The sequence below is a fragment of the Dyadobacter sp. HNCC25DJ185 genome, from assembly GCF_056895195.1.
Genome location: NZ_JBXHAR010000011.1, coordinates 112,662 through 135,711, shown reverse-complemented (window position 1 = coordinate 135,711; position 23,050 = coordinate 112,662). Strand labels below are relative to the sequence as shown.

Below are 23,050 nucleotides of genomic sequence, written 5' to 3'. Positions count from 1 at the left end.
CGCCAAATAAGAGAAGCTTCCCAAACCCGGGAAGCTTCTTCAATAACACTACTACACTTAAAAATGTTAATGCTTTTTGTGAGAGCGGCTGTTTAGTGGGCTGCCGAAGCGTCCACTTTGCTTTTGCCGCTTTTGGTCCATAATACAAATGGGACGCAGATCAGGAACATCACGCCCAGGTAAAGGAACACGTCCATATAGGACATCACCTGTGCCTGTTTCGAAACAGTAAAGTCCAGGATCTTATAGCCGCTTTGCAAGGCGATGTCAGGGGCCATACCTTTCGCAATATAAGAATGTTGCAAACCATCGACACGCTGCTGCACTGCCGGATTATTGATATCCAGCTTGCTGACCAGGTCGTTTCGGTGCACCATATTCTGCCGGGCGATGAAAGTGGTGATCACCGCCACCCCAAACGATCCGCCCAATTGCCGCATCATACCTGTGAATGCCGCTCCTTCGCCAATTTCACGTCCTTTTAAAGTCGATAATGCCAGCAGCGTGATCGGAACAAACAGCAGTCCCAATCCGATACCACGAACAATCAGCATATTAAAAAATGCATCTTTGCCCGTATCGGGGGTTAATATTAAGTATCCCCAATAGCTATAAATGAAGAAAAATATCATTCCCAGGGCAACCAGATATTGCTGTTTAACGCCTCTTTGCAAAAGTTGGCCTACAACCGGCATCATCATGGCGGTAACAACGGCTGCCGGGACCATCAGCATTCCCGATTGCGACGCTGTCCAGCCCAAAGTAGCTTGTGTATACAGTGGAATGATGAAGGTAGAACCGTATAACCCAAAGCCGAGGATAAAGGAAAGCACTGTTCCCACCCGAAGATTTCCATTGGACAACACGCGTAGGTTTACGATCGGATTCTTGTAAGTCCACTCTCTCCAGATGAAGAAAAAGAATGCGAAAACAGACGTTACCGAGAGGGTGGTAATGATTTCGTCGTTGAACCAATCTTCTTCCTGGCCTTTTTCAAGAACATATTGCAAAGACCCGACTGCGACAGCCAGCAAAAAGATACCCAGCCAATCAATTTCGCTGGCCTTTTTCTTCAGCGAAAAACGGGGGCTTTTTACAAACTGCAGGGTAAGCATTGCAGCTATGATACCGAGGGGAATATTGATGTAAAAAATGTAAGGCCAGCTGTAATTATCCACGATATAACCTCCAAGCGGCGGCCCTAACGTAGGCCCTACAATAACGCCCAATCCGTAGATGGCCTGGGCCATTCCTCTCTTTTCGGGAGGATAGCTTTCCGTGATCAGCGTTTGGGCAGTAACCAATAGGGCACCGCCTCCCAGCCCTTGTATCAGTCTGAAAAACACAAGCTCCCAGATATTATCCGCGTTACCGCAAAGAAATGAGGCAACGGTAAAAATGATAATGGAAGCTGCAAAATAATTCCTCCGGCCAAACTGCTGTGAAAGCCAGCTGGTCATAGGCACGATGATCACGTTACCGATCGCATAAGCTGTAATAACCCAGCTTACTTCCGACAAAGTGCCGCCCAGGTTTCCCCGCATGTCATTGAGCGCCACGTTCACGATCGTCGTATCAACGATTTCCAGTAAGGCGCACAATACAGCGGTAATGGTGATGATCACCCTCCGGAAACCGTATTCAACCAATGATTCCTGTAATTCCATTTAATATTGATTTAGAATCAAAATACTGATCCTCAGTTCAGTTCAACATCCACAAATACATTCATTCCCGGACGCAATTCTGAAATAAACTTGTCCTGCGGATTGGCGAACTCAATTCTTACGGGTAGGCGTTGTACCACTTTTACGAAGTTCCCGCTGGCATTGTCGGGAGGAAGCAATGCAAAGCGCGCGCCTGTCGCAGGAGAAAATGAGGCCACCTTTGCTTCAAACTCATGATCAGGATAGGCGTCGACATGCACACGTACGGTTTGCCCCAGTTTCATTTTCGTCAGCTGCGTTTCCTTGAAGTTGGCTACCACCCACGGCTCTGTAGTTGAAATGATACTGAAAAGCGACTGACCTGCCTGCAGGTACTGGCCCAGTTGCGCATTCACCTTCGAAACGCGGCCGTCGGTTGGCGCCGTGATCACGGTGTAGGACAGGTTCAGCTCAGCATTGGCAATTTCAGCCTGACGGGCCTTGATATTCGCATTGGCGACACTGGTTTGTACGGACGTGGCTTTGGTTTGTTTTCCGGCAGCTTTAGCCTGGCGTTCAGCCGCATTCCGTTGTGCTTGTAAAACGGCGAGCTGACGCTCCGCAGTTTGTTTTGCTGCGGAAGCCTGTTCAAATTCCTGTTGGGTGATTGAGTGGTCCTTGATCAGATTCTCGTACCTGGTGTAATCCTGGCTTGCTCTCCAGAGATTCACTTTTGCCTGTTCGATCTGTGCATCCACAATGCTGATATTCGCCTCATAAGTAATCCCGCTGGCAGCTGTTGCACTGGTTGTTGCATTGGCCACAACCAGGCTTCCTTCCGAACCTGCAAGGGATGCTTTGGCCTGTTCCAGCTTGATCAACTGGTCGCGGTTGTCCAGTACGATCAAGGTATCTCCTTTTTTAACATTCTGATTGTCTTTTACCCTGATCTCCGTCACATATCCGGAGATCCGCGGTATAACCGGGCTGATATTTGCGTCGACCTGCGCATCATCGGTTTCTTCGTGATGCAGGCCATGATTGTATTTGGTAAATCCCCAGGTGCCACCTGCAATGATCAGGACGGCAAGGATAATGACGAAGCGGTAACTTTTCTTTTTCGGTGCTTCTTCCGTTTCAATTGTGTTTTGCTTGGTTTCCATATTTTTGATTCTTGACTGACCGATTGGCCGATTCTTAAATTTTGAACGATTGAATGAGTGACCGGAATGCCGGTGCGGGAACTGAATGCTAGTTGATTACACCTGCGACTTGTTCCAGTTTTTTAAAGGCTACGATGGCGTCCGCTCTGGCCGATTCGTAATTGATCCTGGATTGGACCTGGGCTACATCGGCATCGAGCAAGTCGGTTGTGGTTACTAGGCTGTTATCGTATTTATTCTTGGTAATCCGATAATTTTCATTGGCTTGTTCCACAGCCTTGGCATACACGTCGATCTTCCTTTTACTCAATACATAATTATAATAAGCCGTATTGATTTCGAGGTGGATCTGGTCCGCGAGGATTTCTTCGTTGGTTTTTAACTGGTAAACCTCTGTCCTGGCTTTTGCAAGTTTCGCCCCCGACTTCCATAGCGCCGCAATATCATATTTAAAGCCAATGCCCGCGTTGACCGCATTAGGTATCACCGCAACCCCCGGAATATTCAGCGCCACATAACCTGCTGTCAGCGCCACGCTCGGGTAAAAGTCGGCCTTGGCGACCTTTATATCCGTATTGGCGGCTTTCTGGCGAATGCCATTGGCCGCGTAGTCTTTCCGGTGTGTTAATGCTGTCTGTTCCCAATCCGCTGCGTTACCTTCTTCTTTGAGATTTATGAAACTGCTCGAATCGGCCAGGATTGCCGTATTTTCCGGCATCCCAAGTAACAGGTTTACATTGATCGTGGTGATTTTCAAATCGTTTTCAGCGTCCAGCAAGGCAAGTTCTACATTAGATTCCTGAAGCTTGGCTTTCATGAGGTCGTTCCTGGCTAACATACCGTTTTTTTCACGGTTTGTAAATTCTTCAACGCGCTGACGTTCCCGTAAAAGGTTTTCCGAAACCAGGTCAACCGATTTTTTGGCTTTATATAAATTCCCGTAAGCAGCTATGGTATTTTGGATCACGGCGTCCCTGTCGTGTTCCGCGTCGAGCTTCGCAGCCTGTTCTACGTAACGTGCCGACTCCAAGCCATACTTGAACCTGAATCCCGAAAAGATCGGAAGCGAGGCACTCACCATTCCGTACATCGCCTGATGGACAGGCGGCGTACTTCCTCCACTGGTACCTGTGCTATCATTGCCGCTTTGTTTGATTTTAAGATTAATATTGGGCGTGTTAACGCGGAGATAAGAACCCGAAACACTAAGCGTTGGAAGCTGGTTTTCTTTGATCTGCCGGATGTTCAATCCGGCGACATCTACATTTGTCTGGCTTAATTTGAGCTGTTTGCTGTTTTTCAAACTCATTGCAATAGCCTCTTCCAACGTAATGGTGCGTGCGGTTTGGGCAAATGAATGAGCTGCGGTCAATAGCCAGAAAAATCCGGCTGCGCCCCCTAGCATTCTTTTAATTTTCGATGTGGTGTTCATTAGTAACTGTCGATTTGAATAAACTTTTCAGGTGTTGGCTAAGTTTGCGTTTGAGGTACTTCTGAAAATCTTCTTCGCTCAAAGATTCCAGATTATTTATTTTTTTATAAAAATCCTGTGTGGCTATCGCATAATTAATCGTGCCATATAGTGTGGTGGACATCAGGCTCATATCAATATTTTTCCTGAAAACCCCCGCATTCTGCCCTTCCAGAATCAGTTTCTGCATCAGCTCAACATTCCGCAACTTCAGGTTCATAATATGTTCCGAAATAATGGGCGTCCTCTCCGAGGAAAGCTGCTCCCGCAGCATAATGTTATGAAAGCATTGATTCCCCATCAAACGATCTATTACACTCTCTATCAGTATGTTGATCTTCTGCATCGGAACCAGGTCCTCGTCCATTAAAAGTGTCTCCAGCCGTGACCGCGACTCGGTCATCCGCAGTTGGAACAGGGCTTCGATGAGTTTTTCCTTGGATCCAAAATAATAGGAGATCATCGATACATTCACGTCGGCTTCCTGGGCTATGTCACGCACCGAAGTTCCTGCAAAACCCTTCTGAGCAAAGAGTTGCTCCGCTACCTCTATAATTTGCAATTGTTTGGTGTTGTATTCCATTTAACTTCCTCATTAACAATATTTTACTTTTATCATTCTTGAATGACGCTTCAAAGTTAAAAGGATCAGGAATATAAATCAAACACTTGTTTGATTTATTTAAACAATCGTTTGATTCTTAGAAGTAATTATTCGATTAGTACCATTAAAAAAAATTTAATGATAAAATTAAAGCTGCTGTCATTTGTTAATCAAGACAGACTGGCCGACCGACTTGCGGCTCTTACGTAAGGTAGCCGATCCCGTTCGATGCAAAATGTCCATCGCGTTCTGTCTTCCGAATGCCGCTCAAGCGGAACTGGAACCCTTCCATATACGTGGGCAAAAGGTCATGGGCTGAAAGGCCGAATTGTAGTCGCCTCTCCTTACATTTGCCGGCTAACGATAGGCAAAAAAAAACTAAAATATTGAAAATGAACAAGATAAGTGCTTATTTCACCCGCTGCGGGTTTTCGCTGACAAAAGCTCCCCAGCCCCCTTTTTTCGCTTTTTTGGAAGTACCCGAAGAGAGAGACGCGGGAGAATTCGCGTGGTATTGATGGCATATTGCGATCGCAATGCCATCGGTAGCGTCCATAAACTCCCTGCTAAGCTCCATGTTGAGAATCTTTTCGAGCATATAGGCCACCTGCTCTTTTGATGCGCTGCCACTTCCGGTGACCGATTGCTTAACTTTTTTAGGTGAGTACTCCACAATCGGAATGTCCCTGGCCAGTGCCGCCGCCATCGCTACGCCCTGGGCACGACCCAGTTTAAGCATGGACTGTGGATTTTTACCGTAAAAAGGGTCTTCGATCGCCATTTCATCCGGCAGATAATCCACGATCAGCTGGGTAATGCGTTCAAAGATTTTCTTTAACTTCAATTCATGGCTGCTATATTTGCTTAGATGAATCACACCGTACTGAATAAGCGTAATTTGCTGGCCTTTCACCGAGATCACACCATATCCCGTCACCTGCGTACCTGGATCGACCCCAATAATAACCTTTTCGGTAACCTCAGTTTGCTGCGTTTTGATCATGGTGCAAGATAACGAACTCTCTACTCCAAAAGAAAAGATCGTGCAGCCGAACCTGCTCTGGCTGGGAAAGCTGACTGTCACACTATTGATCCTGGGATACATATACCGCACTTTCCAAAATGAGCGGACAGGAGCGGGAGAAGTAACGGCCGTCCTGATTAACCTTCTAACTATTAACAACTTACCTATACTAGCCACCGTGTTCACACTCGTTCCGGTTAACTGGGCGCTGGAAAGCCTTAAATGGCAGAAGCTCGCGCAAAAAGTGATGAACATTACTTTTGGAGAAGCTTTCCGCAGCACGTTGACGGGCCTTGCAGTGGGTGTAGCTGTGCCGGCCCAGGTAGGCGACACTATTGGAAGGATTGCCTCGCTGAAATCCGATCGAAGGCTGGAAGCAATTGGCGCAGCACTGGTTTCCAATGGTATCCAGTTTTACGTTTCTGCCCTGGCGGGGACCTTCGGCTGGTTATTTGTCAAAGACCAGTTACCTATTCCTTTAGTTACAAAACAGTTGGTGAGCGCATTGCTTTTCGGGATCATCGTATCTGGGCTAATGGTAGCAATTTTCCGAAAGTCACTGATTAATTGGAATCCCAAGAAACCCATCTCCATAAAAGTGCATTCATACCTGCACATTGCCGGAACCTACACAACCCGGGAACTGGCGTGGTCCACATTTTACGGGGCGATGCGTTACCTGGTCTTTTTAAGCCAGTTTATCCTCATCCTGTCCTTATCCAATTTCCCCATCGGTATACTTGATCTTGCTTCCTGCGTTTCCCTTATTTTTCTTGTAAAAACACTGATACCCGCTATCAATGTATTGGGAGATCTGGGATTAAGAGAATTTACGGCATTGGTTGTTTTTGCCGCGTACGATCTGCCTGCCGAAAAAATCGTCGCAGCAACTTTTCTTGTCTGGGTCGTGAATGTGCTGGGACCAATCCTGGTGGGAATCTTTCTGATCTGGAAATACAAATGGAAAATGATCCGCTTATGATTGGGGCACTCTGGACTATAATTGGCAGTTATGCGGCGTTCACTTTTATCCTGACCTGGTTCTGGAAAAAAATAAAGCGGCGCACCAGTTCCGACGTGTCTTCCGTCTTTATCACTGTGGTAATCCCGGTTCGCAATGAGGCAGACAATATCGCCGCGCTTTTGCGGGATCTGGCTGTACAGACCATGCCTTCCGATCAGTTTGAAGTGCTGGTTGTCAATGATGGTTCTACCGATGATACTGCCAGGATCGTAGAGCATTTCAGCCTGCAAAACACTTGTACTGTCAAACTCATTTCGCTGCCCAATGCGGCAACAACATCTCCCAAAAAGCGCGCCATCGAAACCGCGATCATGCACGCCAGGGGCAATCTGATCGTCACGACCGACGGCGACTGTCGAGTGAAACCAGGCTGGTTGCTTTCCATTGCCGGCTTTTATTCCGAAACTGGGGCCAAACTGATCAGTGCGCCGGTCACATTTCTCCCTGAAATTTCTCTGACAGATCACCTCCAGACTGTGGAATTCGCGAGCCTGATCGGCAGCGGTGCCAGTGCGATTGAAGCAGGTTATCCATCTCTGTGCAATGGGGCAAACCTGACTTATCAGAAGCAGGTATTCCTGGAAGTAAACGGCTTTGAAGGCATAAGGCACATTGCCTCAGGCGACGATGAATTTTTGATGCATAAAGTGGCTGCGAAATACCCCGGTGGCGTTTTTTTCTTAAAAGATCAAAACGCGGTAGTACGTACAGCAGCGCACCGTAACTGGTCACAGTTTTTCAGACAGCGTAAAAGATGGGCAAGCAAATGGAAACATTATCAGAGCAAAACCCCACTGACACTCGCTCTTTACGTTTTCGCCTGTAATTTTACGCTGATCGCAAGTGGCTTCTTATGGGTTACAGGCTTTTTGCCCGTCGAGACCTTTGTAGCACTTCTGGCTGCCAAATGGGTACCTGAATGGATCTTTCTGGGGAGTGTGCTGAATTTTCTGGAAAAGCCCAAATCCATTCTTTACATTCCCGTTACCCAAATCATATATCCATTTTATGTCTGTTTTTTTGGATTAGCCGCACAAAAGCCTCAATATGAATGGAAAGGAAGAAAATTGGTTTGATCTAACGAAAAAAAGCCTGCAAAAGCGCAGGCATTTTAATAGTCATATAACGCTATATAAGATTTTACCTTTTCAGAAGCTTTGAAGAAAATTTACCTTCCGCATTGACCACGTTCACAATGTACAACCCTTGTGCAAATGCCCGGACATTTACTTTCAATTCAGTTTCATGCTGCCCCGGTGTTGCCTGAAACACTTTCTTTCCACCCGAGGTGAATATTTCCACCTTTTTAACCGGCGAATAGCTTTTTACATTCACTTCATCCTGAGTGGGATTAGGGTAAAAATCAACGGCCAGTCTGGCGTCACAGGTACCGGCATCCACACTACGGATGGCACTGTATTCAAAGGTTTCGTCGGTATCAACCTGTTGCAGACGGTAATAGTAAGACCTGGCGGGAACCGTTTCGGAAGCAAAGGGAGAATCTGAAAAACTGTATTTGCTTTGGTTCGGTTGATAGCCGATGTCGCCCAGGGAACTGAATGTCCTTGCATCCGTCGACCTCTGCACAACGAAATGTGAGAAATTCTTTGCTTCGGTCACTACCCATTTCAATTGGATATTACAATTTTGTTTTTCGGCTGTAAAACTGGCCAGGGTTACCGGCAAAGTATTTCCGGGAGGCGGGCTGGTGTAGCAAGTACCAGCAGACTCGGGATAGGTAATATTAATGATCTTCCAGGGATCAACCGTAACCCTGATCGTAGCACCCGGGTTACGCAATGAACCGAAACGGTCGGCAACCTCCTGCCATTTTCCCCCAACCTTTTCCCAACCGGGCCAGGCCGATCCGTTTCCGTCGACATCGAGCGCGGCGCCTGGAAATAAGATACTCCCGGTCAATTCCTGGTCATTATCTTCCTGTATTACTTTGCCCTCCGCATCTATCCACTCAATTTTGGCCTTTTTACCTCTTACATCATAATTAGGTGTAACCGTATAATCAAGATAGGGGGCATTTTTATAGCATTTGGAACTGGCAACAACCTCAATAGCATCCTCTACCGGCTCAGCAACGGTTGGAATAAATGGTCGGAAATGGATTTCGTGCCCATCGTGAATAAAGCTTTTCGCAATCACCTGGCCCACCAGGTTTCCGTTATTCTTCTTGGCGACATCTGCCTGCGGAGCCAGGATTGAGCCCCAGATTACAGCACCTGTCAATGTCAGCCCTTTTGATGCGTCAGGAAAATTATAGACAATAAAGTTACTTTTCGGATCGTCGAGGCCGCCTACATTCGGAAATTTCAACTCATTATTTCCACTCTTGCTTGCGCAAAAGGTCGGAAAGTCCACAATGTTAATGATCAACCCAAATTTACCGCCCGACGCTTTATACTGCTCGTCGGTTGTTCCCAGTTGCGGGCCAGACGGCATGTTTTCGAAAATGACGTTATTAAGGCTGTTCCAAACAGCAGCCGAAACGGTAAGCACATTTATCTTGTCCGGATCGACCTTGATAACCGGATTCTGATCGAATATGCCGGTAGTCAGATAAGGTCCGATTGCTGCTCCTGGAATTGGCGTGCGATTCTCTTTGAGAATGGGAAGGTTATCCGGAAGGTCCTTTAATTGGCCGGATTTTCTGATAAGTGTTGTAAAAGCGGCATCGATATCGATCTGGCCCGGGCTTGATCCAAACACATTTTCAAAAACAGGATTGTTGGATTCGCTCACTTTATATCCTGATTTGAAACCACTTGCATTGGTGTTGATGATAAAATTGGGAGAACTGTCGAAGCCGCCATTGACATCAGTGATACGAATGTTGGATTCTGCATTGTTATTGTCTTTATACCAGATTTTAAGATTATTTCCGACCGAACTGTTATTTGGAGTGCCGTTTCCAATTTTCACGTAATTTCCGCCGTCCACTTTTACGGAGCCGCTGTTGAGCTTCACTGCCCCCCTCACTGCCAATCCGATGGAAACGCCGTCGACAAAAAATACGCCGTTGCTTTTATTAAAAGTAATTTGATACTGGTTAGTGATCAGGTTACCTCCCACTGCGATCGGGCCTTCCGTTTCATTCGGTGATACTGTAAGGTCACCTTTCACAAAAATGTTAAACCGCTGCGCGGCCGCCGTCGGACTTTGAGCTTGGGCTTGATTAAGATTTAATACAAGGGAAGCTAGTGCGTAAAAGAGTAAAAGTTTAGAGGACATTTTCGAGTCGAGTTTTTATTTCTCGACGAAATTATGTTGCCCTTAAACATTCATATTTTTTTTGTGACCAGTCCCATAAACTTTGGGGTAACAACCGTGTTTCCCGGGGTTTCCACATTTTTAAAATTGTACTTATTCAATACAATACCAATACACAGCTGGAACTACATAGCAAAGCAAGTCGACCAATTTCGGTAAATAAATCATATATTTCTACAAAAAGTTACCCATCAATAGAAACTATGTACTTATTTATTGGATTATTACTACAAGAACGACCACGCGAGGTTCTTTTTAACCTGAATTTAATAATATAATTAAACCGTGGTGGCATCAGTGGCGAAATCAGTCCGTTGTCTGTATAAAAACGGCCGTTATCCCATTATTTGGATGTTTGGCGCCCCTTGATTTCTTTAATTTCATTTTGCATTTCCTGCAACATCCGCATGAGCTGCTGCATGTCGGATTGCGGTTCGGGAAGCTCTTTACTGTGAAAGCTGTAATATTCCCAAAGTTCGATCACCTCGGCGATCGGCACGGTGTAAGCAAAATACTGTTTGTTGAACGATTGCAAAAGCACCGTTCCGTCCTTGTTGATGGTAACCTGTTTAAAAACAAAGTCCTGATCGCCTTTCAAAATGACAATGCAGGGCGTTTCAGGTTTCAGTGAAGTCCAGTCCTGAACATATCTTGTGATGATATCCGCACCTTCCGGAACCGGTAGCATGGAATCCCCAACAGTGGGGAACATGCGGAAGGTGCCATTCTTGGGAACTGTAGGCAAATTGAACCTGGGCAATGTTGATAAAAATTCAGGGTCGCTGTAGCCAGAGCGGTATCCTGCCTTTGCATGTACCGGAACATATTCAATATTCTCCTTATCCTCTTTATCGACCGTAATGGCGAGCACACGTATCTTGTCCCCTTTCATGAAGAGCTCGCTACCTTCTTCCAGGTCCTTGATCTTCTGTTCGGAAAGCTTTGTCAGGTCTATTTTCAGGATACTATCAATGCTCATCCTGAAAAATTCGGAGAAATTGATCAGGTCGTCAACCGTTGGGTTTGCCGTTCTGCCACTTTCATGCGCATTGAGCTTAACCCTGCTGATCCCCAGCTTCTCTGCCAGTGCCTCCTGGCTCAGTCTTTGCCTGAGTCGAAGGAATTTAATATTCACAGACCAAAATATTTCCTGAGCTCCCATATTGATTGATATTTTAAAAATCAAATATAAGATATTTATGATATCAAAAATAAAAAGCGGTTTTATTTTTTTAACGTCATACTTCTCGAGTATTTTTGTTTAATCTTTCTCAGAAAATATTAAACAAAATGGGTCATTATTCGATCAAAGACCTCGAACGGATCAGCAGCACCAAAGCCCATACGATCAGGATCTGGGAGCAGCGCTACAATTTGCTTGATCCCGAAAGGACAGATACCAATATCCGGGTCTACAATGATGATCAGCTCAAAAAGTTGCTGAATGTATGCACCCTAATAAACCATGGGATCAAAATTTCCAGGATCAGCAAGCTCACCAAAACGCAGCTTGCCCAGGAGATTGACACGATTATCGCAGGGTCATTCCAGGGCGATATGCACATTGAGGCGATTATCAACCAATTGCTGATCGCCATTGCCACTTATGACACCGGCCTTTTCAACGAATTGTTTTCAAATGCCTTGAAAAAACTCGGGTTGAAGAAAACTTATGAGAAGATCATTTATCCCCTCCTGGTAAGGACAGGACTGATGTGGATTAAAGATGATCTCTTACCAGCGCAAGAGCACTTTCTGTCCAACCTGATCCGTCAGAAACTTTTCGCAGCGATCGATTCGCTTCCGCCTGCCGGGGATGCGGACCAAACCTGGGTATTGTTCCTGAGCGAACAGGAAGAACATGAAATAGGACTCCTTTTTGCTTATTACCTGATCCGCCAATATGGAAAAAAAGCGGTATACCTGGGCGCAAGAGTTCCATTGGCCGATCTTTCCGACGTTGTAAAGCAGGTCAGGGCAACACATATCTATTCCTTTTTCATGCTGCCGCCTGAGATAGAAGTCGAAAGATTGCCAGATCAGCTTGCCTTGGATTTCGACGTACAGGTTTGCATTTCCGGAGGAAATGAAGTTTTAAAAGCGGTGCCAGGGTCAGACAGGCTGACCAGGATCCATACCGTAGAGCAGTTGATTGGGATTTTGAATAAGCAACATGTCGGGTAAAAGTATTAAGTCAGTTGGAAAACCGTCAAATGTAGCGGTAATCGGCTCCGGATTTTCAGGACTTGCGGCGTCGGCCGTTCTTGCGCAAAATGGTGCCAATGTTACGGTTTTCGAAAAACACAGTGAGGTTGGCGGAAGGGCCCGGACGTTTTCCCAAAATGGTTTCTTGTTTGATATGGGTCCGAGCTGGTATTGGATGCCGGACGTATACGAGCGGTTTTTCCAGCAATTCGGCGTGAACACTTCGGATTTTTACGAATTAAAAAAGCTTGACCCAGGATTTGCGATCATTTTCGGCGTTGCGGACGTCATGGATATCCCTGCGGACTTTGAAGAAATATGTGCGCTTTTTGAAAGCATTGAACCAGGCAGCGCCCGCAAATTGCGGAAGTTCATCCAAGAGGGCGAATTCAAATACATCACAGGCATGCAGGAGATGGTTTATAAGCCCGGACATTCGGTAACCGAATTTTTCAGCCTCAGACTTTTCCGCGACGCCCTGAAATTGCAGCTGTTCACTTCTCTCAGCACGCATGCCAGGCAGTACTTTAAAGATCCCAGGCTTCTGGCATTGATTGAATTCCCAGTGCTTTTTCTGGGCGCGATGCCGCAGGAAACCCCGGCCCTTTACAGCCTTATGAATTTTTCGGCACTGAAGCAGGGGACCTATTACCCGATGGGAGGGTTTGGGAAAGTGGCGCAATCATTCCGCAAAATCGCGGAGAATGCAGGGGTCAACTTCTCGGTTTCGCAAAATGTGGAAAAGCTGGAAACCAATAACCGGCTCATCACCCATATCCATTCCAACGGAACGAGAATAAGTACTGAGGCGGTCATTGGCAGTGCTGACTATCACCACATTGAAACGCAGCTTCTTGATTTTGATGATCGCTCCTATACCGAATCATACTGGGAACAACGTGTTTTCGCCCCCTCCGCGCTACTCTTTTACCTGGGGGTCAACAAAAGAATCAGCCGTTTGAGGCATCATAACCTGTTTTTTGATGAAAACTTCGAAAAACATGCCATTGAGATTTATAAGGATAAGAGATGGCCTTCTAAACCTTTGTTTTATGTGTGCTGCCCCTCCAAAACGGACCCTGCGGTCGCGCCGGAAGGCAGCGAGAATATCTTTGTGCTGATGCCTATCGCAACGGGGTTGAGAGATCCCGAAACTGTACGGGAAAATTATTACAACATACTGATGGACAGACTAGAACGATTTGCTGGTGAAAACATCCGCGATCATGTCGTGCTCAAAAAGAGCTATTCCGTGTCTGATTTTGTGAATGACTATCATGCGTATAAAGGCAATGCGTACGGGCTAGCCAATACATTGATGCAGACCGCCATTTTCAAACCGAAATTGAGAAGCAAAAAAGTTAAAAACCTGTTTTATGCGGGCCAGTTAACTGTTCCTGGGCCTGGCGTTCCGCCTTCCATTATTTCAGGCCAGATTGCAGCAACCGAATTGTTGAAATTCCTAAACAAATAAGTCATGAAAATCCTGTACGACACCTTATCGGCGTCATGTAGCAAGAAAACCACGCAATTGTACAGCACTTCGTTTTCACTGGGCATCCACTTTCTTAAAAAAGAATTTCACCAGCCCATTTATGGGATCTACGGATTCGTGAGGCTGGCAGACGAGATCGTGGATAGCTTTCATGGCTACAATAAAGAATTGATGATGAACAAGATACGGAATGACACGCAGGAGGCAATCCGGGAGCGCATCAGTATCAATCCGATCTTGAACAGTTTTCAGCATGTGATACACGCTTACCAGATTGAATGGGACCTGATCGACACATTTCTCAAAAGTATGGAAATGGATCTGCGCAAGAAAGACCATTCGCCAGACTCCTACCAGGAATATGTGCTTGGTTCAGCAGAGGTGGTAGGGCTGATGTGCCTCCGCGTTTTTACAGAAAGAAATACTGCGCTTTATGAAGAGCTCAAACCTTTTGCTATGAAGCTGGGCGCCGCATTTCAAAAAGTGAATTTTCTGCGTGACCTGGGTGCAGATTATCTGGTTTTGGGAAGGACTTACTTTCCAGGCGTCAATTTCAGCCGTTTTTCGGATGCAGACAAGCAATTGATCCAGCACGAGATAGAGGATGATTTCAGGCAGGCGCTCGTGGGGATCAAGAAATTACCTCCGGGTGCACGCAGGGGCGTTTACCTCGCCTATTATTACTACAGGAAATTATTCCTGAGGATCAAACAAATACCTCCGGAAAAAGTCATGGACGCGCGGATCAGAATCCCCGACTACGACAAAATCGGATTAATGTTTAGATCATTGTTAAGGCATCAATTTGATCTTTTATGACGTTTTTTTGTTGTCGATTTGAACAAAGAAACGTCATACCAGCCTTATTGAGGCCCTAAACTCCTATTTTATGAATGATCAAGTGGTTTTAGTCAACGAGAACGACATGGCCATCGGCCTGATGCCCAAGCTTGAAGCGCATCAGAAAGGTGCATTGCACCGTGCATTCTCGGTTTTTATTTTCAATTCAAAAGGGGAAATGCTCCTTCAGCAGCGTGCATACGGCAAATACCATTCGGAGGGACTATGGTCCAACACCTGCTGCAGCCATCCTTTTCCCGAAGAGCCCGCACATCAGGCGGCGGTCAGGAGACTGAGAGAAGAAATGGGTATCGCCACAGACCTGCATTTTCTGTTTTCATTTCAATACCACGCCAGCCTCGAAAACGGCCTGACCGAAAATGAGCTCGATCACGTTTTCTGGGGAATCTCGGACGCCCTCCCCGAGTTAGACCTCTCCGAAGTACACAATTACAAATATATAAAACCTGCCGAAATAAAGGCAGATATGATCAATAACCCCGACGATTACACCGAATGGTTTAAGATCTGCCTGGATGAGGTCGTCGATAAAATAGCAGCCAAAACCGGTATCCGTTAAACAAATTCTATGAGCCCCTGGATTTTAAACCCATTGATTGTGATTGCGGCTTTCGTAGCGATGGAGTGTGTGGCCTGGCTGGCACATAAATACCTGATGCATGGTGCATTATGGTCGTTACATCACGACCATCACCAGCGCGATGACGGCGATTTTTTCGAGAAAAACGATTACTTTTTCGTCATTTTTGCCACTCCCGGCATTACGCTGTTGTGGCTGGGGCTTAATGATGGCCTCAATTACCTGTTCTGGATCGGTCTGGGCATCACTATTTATGGCTTTACCTACTTCCTGGTTCATGATATCTTTATTCATCAGCGCTTCAAAATGTTCCGGAATACCGATTCTGTTTATCTGAAAGCGATCCGGCGTGCGCACAAGATGCATCACAAACATCTGGGAAAACACGAAGGCGAGTGCTTTGGAATGCTTTGGGTCCCGCTGAAGTATTTCCGGGAAGCGAAAAACACGGCCGCCAAATGAAGTCCCTATATTTAATTATCGACATTTGCGCCATTATTGTCCCCATCATTTTCTCCTTTCACCCCAAAATCGGTCTTTATAAGCACTGGAAACTGCTTTGGCTTGCCATCCTGATTTCTGCAACCCCATTCATTATCTGGGACAGTTATTTTACAAAAATGGGCATTTGGGGATTTACGGCGAGATATTTGACAGGACCGCGCTTCGCGGGTTTGCCCATTGAAGAAATACTTTTCTTTATATGCATCCCTTACGCCTGCGTTTTTACTTATTACTGTTTCCGGACCCATTTCGGCACCGGTTACCGTATCCGGAGCGAAAATCTCCTCACATGGCTTTTTCTTGTGTTTGCGGGCTTAATGGGAATTGTATTTTTCGGGCGTGATTACACGACCTATACGGCAATAGGCCTTGTTCTGTTTTTGTTATTTCTGAAATTTAAAGCCAAAGTGCAATGGCTGAGCCTGTTCTACTTTTCCCACCTGTTTTTGCTGATACCTTTCGTGATCGTGAACGGGATCCTCACCGGGACAGGCCTCGACGAACCGGTCGTTTGGTACAATGACAGTGAAAACATGGGGATCCGACTGCTTACCATTCCTTTTGAGGATATCTTCTATGGTATGCTGATGCTCCTCCTCAATACCTATCTGTTTGAATTGTTCCTGCGCAGGTCCGAAGCCAAAAAAGCAGCTTAAAAACTCTCACCGTGGGTCAATGAGACCAGCCTGTTCGTGAGTAAAGGCATTTTGGACAACACCCTGAGCGCGATGTCGGTCGTCGTTTTCTTACCAAATAGGTTCTGAAGATAGTACCCTGCCGTAACCCTTCGGCGAAACGCCTGGTCCCAGCTTCTACCGTAGCGTACCAATGCCTCTTCCTTTGTCTGTTTTTTATCAAAATATAAGAACAGCTCGGAAGCCAGTAATTTTGAGGCGCGCATACCCATGCTCATCCCATTCCCACATAGTGGCGTAATAGACCCGGCCGCGTCGCCCAATAAGAATATCCCCTCCGAATTAGTCTGTTTCTTGTTGAAGTGAACATTACTAACCACCAAGGGCTGTTCGTTAATGAATTCAGATTGGGAGAAATACTTTTTCAAATAGGGGTTTCTTTGGAGGACATTCCTTTCCATAGCTTTGATATCCTTTCCGTTTTCCAGTAAACTCCTGGCGGTTGCGAGATAACACAGGCAATGCCAGTCCTTATCTACTTTGGAAACGCCGCAATAGCCGCCTTTGAAATTGTGCAGTTCGATCCGGTTGGGTGGCAAGTCTGTTCTGATATGGTATTTCACCCCGATATACTGGTGGGCAGCACTGCTTCCTACGAGCTCGTCCCCGCTAAGTTTGATAAACTGGGGCGTGTATTTGCCATAACTCCCACAAACAATCCTGGCCTGAAAAGCCCCATGGCTCGTTTGAATGTCGTAGTACTTCCCCCCAACGTTTTTCACATCGTTTACCCGACAGCCAGCCAACACGCTTACGCCTTTCTTTTCAGCAATTCCGGCCAGATAATGGTCCAGGCTATAACGGCTGATCCCGAAACCGCCCATTTCCAGGTCGTGCTCCAGCATAAACCCCCGCTCGGAACTGACGCCCAATTGGTTAATAACCGGCAAATGGAGGTCATGGTAGGGTAACCCCAGGCTGATTAGAAATCCGCGGCTTTCCATGGAAATGTACTCGCCACAGACTTTGTGAAAAGGATAGCTGTTTTTTTCAAAAAGGACAACCGAAATCCCCTGGTCCGCCAGCTGGACAGCCAGGCATAAGCCAGCCAGGCCGCCACCGATTATCGCACAATCATACGTTTTCGCCGGAGTTTCCATAAATGATCACCTCATGCCTGAAAGCCCACTTGTTCCGTACAGAAAATTTTTCCACTCCAGCCTCCCTGATGAGCTGCAGCCACTCCTTTCGTTTAAAGCCCCGCAGGACCGAAAGCGGCGCGTCGTTTTTGACCAGGTACGATTTCGAGAAAATCCGGGTAAGCCATTTGATAGAATAATAAGCCAATGGATTGCGTTCCAGATCATTAATAACCAATATTGCCCGATGTTCCAACGCAAAATGCATTAGCCCTACTAACTGCTGGCTGGCCAGATGATGACAAAAAAGGCATGCGTGGATAATGTCGACATGTTTCAAATGTGCAAACAGGTTGCGGTAGTCATCGCAGATCAGCTGAACAGGCCTGTTTTTCAGATTTTGTCCCGCGTATGCAATGCAAACCGGTTTCAGGTCGATCCCATACAGGTCAAGGCTGAACTTTGCCTTCGTATTCCAGTCTGCTATCCGTTTTAAAGTATCTCCGCCGCCGCATCCGATATCGGCCACGATGTACGAGTTGCCTTTTTTCAAAACACGTTTCAAAGCAGAAAAGGAGATGTTATACCCTCCCAGCCAGTGGTTAATGAAATCCAGCTCCCTCAGGTTTTGAAATAAATCTTCTGCGGGGATCTCCTCTTGGTCCAGAAGCTCCTTTTTGGTACTTCTCGACTTAAACATACCGGAGCTGCATGGTTTCTATGCTCAGCCCGGGCCCGAAAGCGGCTGCGAAAATCCGGTTGCCCATATGGTCCGGTTTGGCTTTGTCGATCACTTCCTTTAAAACAAATAATACCGTCGGTGAGGACATGTTGCCGTAATTTTTAAGGATTTGATAGGTAGGTGCCATCAAACACTTGTCCAGTTCTAATTCAGCTGCAAAATCGTCTACAATGCGCTTACCGCCAGGATGGACTGCCCAATGTTTGTAATCCTCTGCATTCAGCCCCACCGACGAAAGCATGGGCCTGATGTTTTTCCGGATCAGGTCTGGGACATAAGATGACAAGTTCATAATAAAGCCCGTTTCTGAGAGGCGCCAGGCCATATCCGAATATCCATTATGCAGGATCATGGAGTTAAATCCGTCGATCCGGACGCCATGAAGATAACTGTCTGTCTGCTTTGAATCCACAAGCACAGCAACCGAGCCATCGCCAAAAAGCAAGTTAGAAAGCAGGTAATCGTCGCTATACTGCTTTTGGAAATGAATGGAACAGAGCTCGGTACATACCACCAGTACCCTGGCGCCAGGCTGGCTTCTGCAGACCGCATCTGCATTTTTTAAGGCGATGATAGCAGCATTGCAGCCCATAAAATTAATGCTGCTACGTTGTATGGAAGGTTTAAGCCCCAGTTCCCGCATGAGTTCAACATCCAATCCAGGGGCAAATAGGCCCGTGCATGTGACTGTGATCAAATGCGTTATACTATTTTTTATTTGTTCAAAACCCTGGATCTTCTTGATAGCTTTGACGGAAAGCTTCGTGGCATGTTCCTGATATACCTGCATTCTTTGCGTCAGGCTCGGTTCGGGAAGCAGGTCCGCGGACTTACTGAAAAATTCGTAATCCTCCGGTTTTTTATGAAAATCAGAAAGAACCGAATAACGTTTTTCAATGCCCGTTTTCCTGGCCATGATCCTGATCTTTCTTTTGTTAGTGAAGTCTTCTGTTGATCTGGCGTAAAACTCGGAAAGCGCTTCCTGCGAATAGCAATGGTCGGGGACGGCTGCCTCAATGGCTGATAGGTAACTCAAAGGGATTCTGTTGATAATAATTAATACAAGGAAACAACCATTCATGCATATCGCCGCAATCCAGTTCATCCGCATTGTATTTCTGAAACTGGCCTGTCTTCTGTCTCTCCAAACCAGATAAAACCAGTAGCCGAAATAAAGGACAATTGGGATAAAGAATACCTGAATGATATAAAAAATCATTCCAAGATCCTTAGCTGTAAAATACAAATAATAAAATACATTACAGAGCAAAAACATCAGTCCGGTAAACAGAAAAGTGCCCAGATAGCCCAATTTATAGCTTAGGGTGGTAATCCCGTCTTTCAGGTCCTGCTGGTGCTGGTAAACCTGGGTGAGCGGGTATGCGCCGGCGATCTGGAACGTACACGCCAGCAATACATACATGTTCACTTGTGTCAGGGGCAAAGCAGCACCAGAAACTCCGGCTATCGACATATAGTAAGTAAAGGCGCCCTGGAAAAACGTTACAGTCAGAAATCCGGCAATCGGGTACTTTTTTAGCCTGATCTGCCTTGAACTATAGGCCCTTGAAGCGCCAATGTACAGCATGAGGCAAACCGCGAACAAAGCATTTACGAAAATGAGGGCCAAAAGGGTTGCGGCTGCATCCAGAAAAAGCGTCAGGTAAAAAAGCTTTATCGTCGGCATGGGTGGTTTTTCCAGGCCGCCAATACTTTCTTCGTCCTTATCGACGAAGCTATTATAGCCATTGCTGGCAGGATAAATCAATAAATGAACGATCAGGAACGCCCATAAAGCCTGGCGATGCAATACCATTTCCGCCTGGCTGTACGCAAACAGGAACAGGGGCATCAGAAAAAAGGAGAAAGGAATCCTCAGAAGCTTGATTGTATTGCGGTCGATGAACATGTGCGGCGGCTTATTTGTAAATATTCCTCAAATCCTTCTCAAAAAATGTGTACGGATCGTTGTAGAACTTCACAAAATCCGGTGCACTTACCTGATCGGGAAAGGGTGCGTAGTAATGGGTCGGGCTCTTCGGATCGTTTCGCCAGACCAATACATACGAAAGGCTCATTTTTTCGGATTTCAGTGTTTTTAACAAAGTTTCGGTCCACCAGGTAGGATTAGGGATGGTTTCAAGGCCAGTTTCAGTGAAGGCCGCCAGTTTATTGGCTTTTTGAGCATAATCCGCGACGATTTTCAGCTTTTTAAGCCCGGATGCCAGATTGTACTTCCCGTCGCGCCCGAAATCCCCGTAGTTATCCATGCCTACCATATCAACCCATTCGTCACCCGGATACCTTTCAAGAAATTCGGTTTCTGAGGCGAACTTGTTGTCCGGAGAAAAAGTGTAGATGAACTGATGAACGTTCAGGCTGTCCCTCAGGTAAGACACCGTGAAGCGCCATACTGCAATAAAATCCTCCCGGGAAGTGTGGCCCTTACCCCACCAGAACCAGTCTCCATCAAATTCATGATAGGGCCTGAACAACATAGGCACCAGCGTCCCATCCTTACCTTTGGCGGAATGGGCAAAATCGGCAACTGTTCTCAGAATCTGCTTATATTTTTCATGATGCGACCCGCCTGGTTTGATCAGCGCCATGGCCGCCACAGATACCGAATCCTTCCAATAAAAACCACCGCCCGAGGCAGGATTGGAGAAGTGCCACGCAACAGTCGTAACGCCTCCCCTGTTATAAGTATCGGTCACATTTTTCCGCAAAGCTTCTTTCGTTTTCTCGATTTCGTGGTCCGGCCTTCCCGACAGTCCGCTGAGATCAATGCCGATCACGGCAGGATGCGAGCCTGTAACAGACTTTACATCCGACCGCTCATCGTCCCCTATCCAGCCATGCCCGTACTCCGTGGCATGCTGATGTCCGAAAAGAATATGTTCTTGTGCAAGCACGCGCAGGTTCTTATACAATGCTGCCGTTTCTTTGGTCGCTTTCTGATCAATCTGCGCGAGACCAATCTGTCCCGAAAAAAGTGCGGACAGGATGAGGTAATAAGCCGGTATTTTCATAGAATCTGCGATTGGATATGGTGTCTGCAAATAAGAAAAAAAATTGATTCAGGACACCTGAGGCTCTACATCGTGTACCAAAATAAAAAATTCAGAAAAAAGCGCACAATGGAGAACTATTAACACGTTTGATCTGTAATTACTGAATTATATGCAGAATAGTGCATGCAAAAATGAACAAAATTCGAATAGGATCTGAAAGTTATGCAGGCGAATGAAATCTTACTGGACAAGATAGACCTCAACATTCTGAGGCTGATGCAGGAGAATGCACGTATTTCAAATGCCGACCTGGCCCGCGAGCTGGAAATGGCCCCTTCCGCTGTTCTTGAACGGGTCAAAAAGCTTGAACAAAAGAATGTAATCATGCAATACACAACCCGCATCAACCCGGTTGCATTGCAGCAGAAGCTACTGGCTTTTATTTCAATCAGGTCTTCGGAGGGAATTGGCAGTAATGTCACCACCAAAGAGCTGGCAAAAATTCCCGAAGTTCAAGAAGTCCATCACATTGCCGGGGACGATTGTTACCTCGTAAAGGTCAGGACGGCCGATTCAGCTTCGCTGATGGACTTAATGCGGAACTCATTCAGTAAAATACCCAATATCCTTTCCACCCGTACGACTATCGTTCTGGAAACGGTGAAAGAAGAACAACAATTAGTAATACCAGAAAAATAATCAGTCATGGCAACCGAAAATAAAACTCCGTCTACCCTGTTGGTGGTGCTTGCTTTCGCCACCGTTTATATTGTCTGGGGTTCTACTTATTTCTTTATACAAAAAGCATTGAGTGGCCTGCCTCCTTTCTTTTTAGGGGCTTTTCGCTTCATTGTGGCAGGCCTGCTGATGCTGGGCTGGAGCCTTGCTCAGGGACAGGAAGTCTTCTCGTTCAAAATCGCAAAACCGGCGATCGTGACGGGCTTGCTGCTTTTGTTTGTAGGGAATGGCATCATTATCTGGGTAGAACAATTCCTGCCCAGCGCCATGGTCGCTATCATGGTATCCTCTTCACCACTTTGGTTTGTTATTTTGGACCGGCCAAAATGGTCGGAAAACCTGAGTAACAAATCGGCGATCCTGGGACTTATGATTGGATTTGCGGGTGTAATCCTGTTATTCAGCGAAAAAATCATGGCAACAATGGCATCCCTGAACAGCGGCCGCGATTTGTTTGCGATGGCATTGGTAATTTTGGGTTCTGTGGCCTGGGCGGGCGGATCGCTGTATTCTAAATACAACTCTGGCTCCGATTCGGCGACAGTCAACTCAACATGGCAAATGTTTGCCGCAGGTATCGCATTCATTCCGGGCATCTTCATTTCAGGCGAATCCAATACGCTGGATCTCAAGGCGGTACCGACCGACACCTGGCTTGCCACAGCTTACCTGGTCGTATTTGGCTCAATTGTCGGTTTTAGCGCATATGTCTGGCTTTTGAAAGTGCAACCTGCCACCAAAGTCAGTACTTATGCCTATGTCAACCCCGTCGTTGCGGTCATCTTGGGAATATTCTTCGCCAATGAATCCATCACCCTCATGCAGATTTCAGGACTGGTTGTGATCCTGGTGAGTGTCCTTTTGGTCAACCTGCATCGCTACAAAAAGCCAAAAGCACTGGTAACCAGCGCTGTTTGACCAAA

The 23,050-nt window shown here is 46.3% G+C and carries 21 protein-coding genes; 10 read left to right on the top strand and 11 right to left on the bottom strand.

The genetic code is table 11. The annotated features are described in order from the left end of the window. Positions 1 to 92 precede the first annotated feature (92 nt). The 5 genes from AC1XUF_RS27210 to ruvC all read right to left on the bottom strand — a co-directional run bounded on the left by AC1XUF_RS27210 (position 93) and on the right by ruvC (position 5,887). Positions 93 to 1,667, bottom strand: coding sequence for a DHA2 family efflux MFS transporter permease subunit (locus AC1XUF_RS27210; protein ID WP_483345018.1), 1,575 nt, complete (start codon positions 1,665 to 1,667; stop codon positions 93 to 95). Positions 1,668 to 1,699: 32 nt separating this feature from the next. Then, entirely contained in the window at positions 1,700 to 2,809 is a 1,110-nt protein-coding gene (locus AC1XUF_RS27205; RefSeq protein WP_483345017.1) for an HlyD family secretion protein, read from the bottom strand. An 88-nt stretch (positions 2,810 to 2,897) separates the two neighbouring features. Continuing rightward, the gene (locus AC1XUF_RS27200) at positions 2,898 to 4,241 is read right to left on the bottom strand and encodes a TolC family protein (RefSeq protein ID WP_483345016.1); all 1,344 of its coding nucleotides are present in this window, start codon (positions 4,239 to 4,241) and stop codon (positions 2,898 to 2,900) included. Further along, positions 4,219 to 4,863 carry a TetR/AcrR family transcriptional regulator gene (locus AC1XUF_RS27195; RefSeq protein ID WP_483345015.1) on the bottom strand — a complete coding sequence of 215 codons (645 nt, stop codon included), beginning with the start codon at positions 4,861 to 4,863 and terminating at the stop codon, positions 4,219 to 4,221. The genes AC1XUF_RS27200 and AC1XUF_RS27195 overlap by 23 nt, the downstream gene beginning before the upstream one ends. Positions 4,864 to 5,293: 430 nt before the next feature. Then, on the bottom strand, positions 5,294 to 5,887 hold the full coding sequence (gene ruvC / locus AC1XUF_RS27190; RefSeq protein WP_483345014.1) for a crossover junction endodeoxyribonuclease RuvC: 594 nt from the start codon (positions 5,885 to 5,887) through the stop codon (positions 5,294 to 5,296). Here ruvC and AC1XUF_RS27185 point away from each other — a divergent pair. Beyond that, complete coding sequence (locus AC1XUF_RS27185; RefSeq protein ID WP_483345013.1) at positions 5,886 to 6,890, top strand: lysylphosphatidylglycerol synthase domain-containing protein; 1,005 nt, start codon at positions 5,886 to 5,888, stop codon at positions 6,888 to 6,890. The genes ruvC and AC1XUF_RS27185 overlap by 2 nt on opposite strands. Next, positions 6,887 to 8,008: a glycosyltransferase gene (locus AC1XUF_RS27180; protein ID WP_483345012.1), complete on the top strand. Its 1,122-nt coding sequence runs from the start codon at positions 6,887 to 6,889 to the stop codon at positions 8,006 to 8,008. The genes AC1XUF_RS27185 and AC1XUF_RS27180 overlap by 4 nt, the downstream gene beginning before the upstream one ends. Before the next feature lie 64 nt (positions 8,009 to 8,072). Here the strand turns inward: AC1XUF_RS27180 and AC1XUF_RS27175 are convergent, their stop codons facing one another. Beyond that, complete coding sequence (locus tag AC1XUF_RS27175) at positions 8,073 to 10,175, bottom strand: choice-of-anchor A family protein (protein WP_483345011.1); 2,103 nt, start codon at positions 10,173 to 10,175, stop codon at positions 8,073 to 8,075. Between the two features lie 382 nt (positions 10,176 to 10,557). Next, the gene (locus AC1XUF_RS27170; protein WP_483345010.1) at positions 10,558 to 11,349 is read right to left on the bottom strand and encodes an XRE family transcriptional regulator; all 792 of its coding nucleotides are present in this window, start codon (positions 11,347 to 11,349) and stop codon (positions 10,558 to 10,560) included. Between the two features lie 155 nt (positions 11,350 to 11,504). Between AC1XUF_RS27170 and AC1XUF_RS27165 the strand changes: the two genes are divergently transcribed. The 6 genes from AC1XUF_RS27165 to AC1XUF_RS27140 all read left to right on the top strand — a co-directional run bounded on the left by AC1XUF_RS27165 (position 11,505) and on the right by AC1XUF_RS27140 (position 16,515). Further along, on the top strand, positions 11,505 to 12,398 hold the full coding sequence (locus AC1XUF_RS27165; protein WP_483345009.1) for a MerR family transcriptional regulator: 894 nt from the start codon (positions 11,505 to 11,507) through the stop codon (positions 12,396 to 12,398). Next, entirely contained in the window at positions 12,388 to 13,893 is a 1,506-nt protein-coding gene (locus AC1XUF_RS27160; protein ID WP_483345008.1) for a phytoene desaturase family protein, read from the top strand. Before AC1XUF_RS27165 ends, AC1XUF_RS27160 begins: the two co-directional genes overlap by 11 nt. 3 nt (positions 13,894 to 13,896) lie before the next feature. Then, positions 13,897 to 14,733, top strand: coding sequence for a phytoene/squalene synthase family protein (locus AC1XUF_RS27155; RefSeq protein WP_483345007.1), 837 nt, complete (start codon positions 13,897 to 13,899; stop codon positions 14,731 to 14,733). A 70-nt stretch (positions 14,734 to 14,803) separates the two neighbouring features. Then, complete coding sequence (gene idi / locus AC1XUF_RS27150) at positions 14,804 to 15,334, top strand: isopentenyl-diphosphate Delta-isomerase (RefSeq protein ID WP_483345006.1); 531 nt, start codon at positions 14,804 to 14,806, stop codon at positions 15,332 to 15,334. Between the two features lie 9 nt (positions 15,335 to 15,343). Further along, complete coding sequence (locus AC1XUF_RS27145) at positions 15,344 to 15,817, top strand: sterol desaturase family protein (RefSeq protein WP_483345005.1); 474 nt, start codon at positions 15,344 to 15,346, stop codon at positions 15,815 to 15,817. Beyond that, positions 15,814 to 16,515, top strand: a complete 702-nt coding sequence (locus tag AC1XUF_RS27140; protein ID WP_483345004.1) for a lycopene cyclase domain-containing protein — start codon at positions 15,814 to 15,816, stop codon at positions 16,513 to 16,515. The genes AC1XUF_RS27145 and AC1XUF_RS27140 overlap by 4 nt, the downstream gene beginning before the upstream one ends. Here AC1XUF_RS27140 and AC1XUF_RS27135 read toward each other — a convergent pair. The 4 genes from AC1XUF_RS27135 to AC1XUF_RS27120 are packed head-to-tail and all read right to left on the bottom strand — an operon-like array spanning position 16,512 to position 21,407. Next, the gene (locus AC1XUF_RS27135; protein ID WP_483345003.1) at positions 16,512 to 17,654 is read right to left on the bottom strand and encodes an NAD(P)/FAD-dependent oxidoreductase; all 1,143 of its coding nucleotides are present in this window, start codon (positions 17,652 to 17,654) and stop codon (positions 16,512 to 16,514) included. The two genes, AC1XUF_RS27140 and AC1XUF_RS27135, sit on opposite strands and share 4 nt — an antisense overlap. After that, positions 17,629 to 18,333, bottom strand: coding sequence for a methyltransferase domain-containing protein (locus AC1XUF_RS27130; protein WP_483345002.1), 705 nt, complete (start codon positions 18,331 to 18,333; stop codon positions 17,629 to 17,631). Before AC1XUF_RS27130 ends, AC1XUF_RS27135 begins: the two co-directional genes overlap by 26 nt. Further along, entirely contained in the window at positions 18,326 to 20,284 is a 1,959-nt protein-coding gene (locus AC1XUF_RS27125; RefSeq protein ID WP_483345001.1) for a UbiA family prenyltransferase, read from the bottom strand. The genes AC1XUF_RS27130 and AC1XUF_RS27125 overlap by 8 nt, the downstream gene beginning before the upstream one ends. 10 nt (positions 20,285 to 20,294) lie before the next feature. After that, positions 20,295 to 21,407 (bottom strand): glycoside hydrolase family 26 protein, encoded by a 1,113-nt coding sequence (locus AC1XUF_RS27120; protein WP_483345000.1) that lies wholly within the window; start codon positions 21,405 to 21,407, stop codon positions 20,295 to 20,297. A gap of 204 nt (positions 21,408 to 21,611) precedes the next feature. On the opposite strand from AC1XUF_RS27120, the gene AC1XUF_RS27115 reads away from it, so the two are divergent. Both AC1XUF_RS27115 and AC1XUF_RS27110 read left to right on the top strand, forming a co-directional pair. Next, entirely contained in the window at positions 21,612 to 22,088 is a 477-nt protein-coding gene (locus AC1XUF_RS27115; protein WP_483344999.1) for an Lrp/AsnC family transcriptional regulator, read from the top strand. Between the two features lie 6 nt (positions 22,089 to 22,094). Continuing rightward, positions 22,095 to 23,045: an EamA family transporter gene (locus AC1XUF_RS27110; protein WP_483344998.1), complete on the top strand. Its 951-nt coding sequence runs from the start codon at positions 22,095 to 22,097 to the stop codon at positions 23,043 to 23,045. The last annotated feature ends 5 nt before the right edge of the window (positions 23,046 to 23,050 follow it).

Coding starts and splice junctions, on each gene's coding strand:
- idi (WP_483345006.1), top strand. CDS start 14,804: ATGAATGATCAAGTGGTTTTAGTCAACGAGAACGACATGGCCATCGGC.
- AC1XUF_RS27145 (WP_483345005.1), top strand. CDS start 15,344: ATGAGCCCCTGGATTTTAAACCCATTGATTGTGATTGCGGCTTTCGTA.
- AC1XUF_RS27155 (WP_483345007.1), top strand. CDS start 13,897: ATGAAAATCCTGTACGACACCTTATCGGCGTCATGTAGCAAGAAAACC.
- AC1XUF_RS27185 (WP_483345013.1), top strand. CDS start 5,886: ATGGTGCAAGATAACGAACTCTCTACTCCAAAAGAAAAGATCGTGCAG.
- AC1XUF_RS27110 (WP_483344998.1), top strand. CDS start 22,095: ATGGCAACCGAAAATAAAACTCCGTCTACCCTGTTGGTGGTGCTTGCT.
- AC1XUF_RS27210 (WP_483345018.1), bottom strand. CDS start 1,667: ATGGAATTACAGGAATCATTGGTTGAATACGGTTTCCGGAGGGTGATC.
- AC1XUF_RS27205 (WP_483345017.1), bottom strand. CDS start 2,809: ATGGAAACCAAGCAAAACACAATTGAAACGGAAGAAGCACCGAAAAAG.
- AC1XUF_RS27180 (WP_483345012.1), top strand. CDS start 6,887: ATGATTGGGGCACTCTGGACTATAATTGGCAGTTATGCGGCGTTCACT.
- AC1XUF_RS27140 (WP_483345004.1), top strand. CDS start 15,814: ATGAAGTCCCTATATTTAATTATCGACATTTGCGCCATTATTGTCCCC.
- AC1XUF_RS27130 (WP_483345002.1), bottom strand. CDS start 18,333: ATGTTTAAGTCGAGAAGTACCAAAAAGGAGCTTCTGGACCAAGAGGAG.
- AC1XUF_RS27195 (WP_483345015.1), bottom strand. CDS start 4,863: ATGGAATACAACACCAAACAATTGCAAATTATAGAGGTAGCGGAGCAA.
- AC1XUF_RS27160 (WP_483345008.1), top strand. CDS start 12,388: ATGTCGGGTAAAAGTATTAAGTCAGTTGGAAAACCGTCAAATGTAGCG.
- AC1XUF_RS27200 (WP_483345016.1), bottom strand. CDS start 4,241: ATGAACACCACATCGAAAATTAAAAGAATGCTAGGGGGCGCAGCCGGA.
- AC1XUF_RS27135 (WP_483345003.1), bottom strand. CDS start 17,654: ATGGAAACTCCGGCGAAAACGTATGATTGTGCGATAATCGGTGGCGGC.
- AC1XUF_RS27175 (WP_483345011.1), bottom strand. CDS start 10,175: ATGTCCTCTAAACTTTTACTCTTTTACGCACTAGCTTCCCTTGTATTA.
- AC1XUF_RS27165 (WP_483345009.1), top strand. CDS start 11,505: ATGGGTCATTATTCGATCAAAGACCTCGAACGGATCAGCAGCACCAAA.
- AC1XUF_RS27125 (WP_483345001.1), bottom strand. CDS start 20,284: ATGTTCATCGACCGCAATACAATCAAGCTTCTGAGGATTCCTTTCTCC.
- ruvC (WP_483345014.1), bottom strand. CDS start 5,887: ATGATCAAAACGCAGCAAACTGAGGTTACCGAAAAGGTTATTATTGGG.
- AC1XUF_RS27120 (WP_483345000.1), bottom strand. CDS start 21,407: ATGAAAATACCGGCTTATTACCTCATCCTGTCCGCACTTTTTTCGGGA.
- AC1XUF_RS27115 (WP_483344999.1), top strand. CDS start 21,612: ATGCAGGCGAATGAAATCTTACTGGACAAGATAGACCTCAACATTCTG.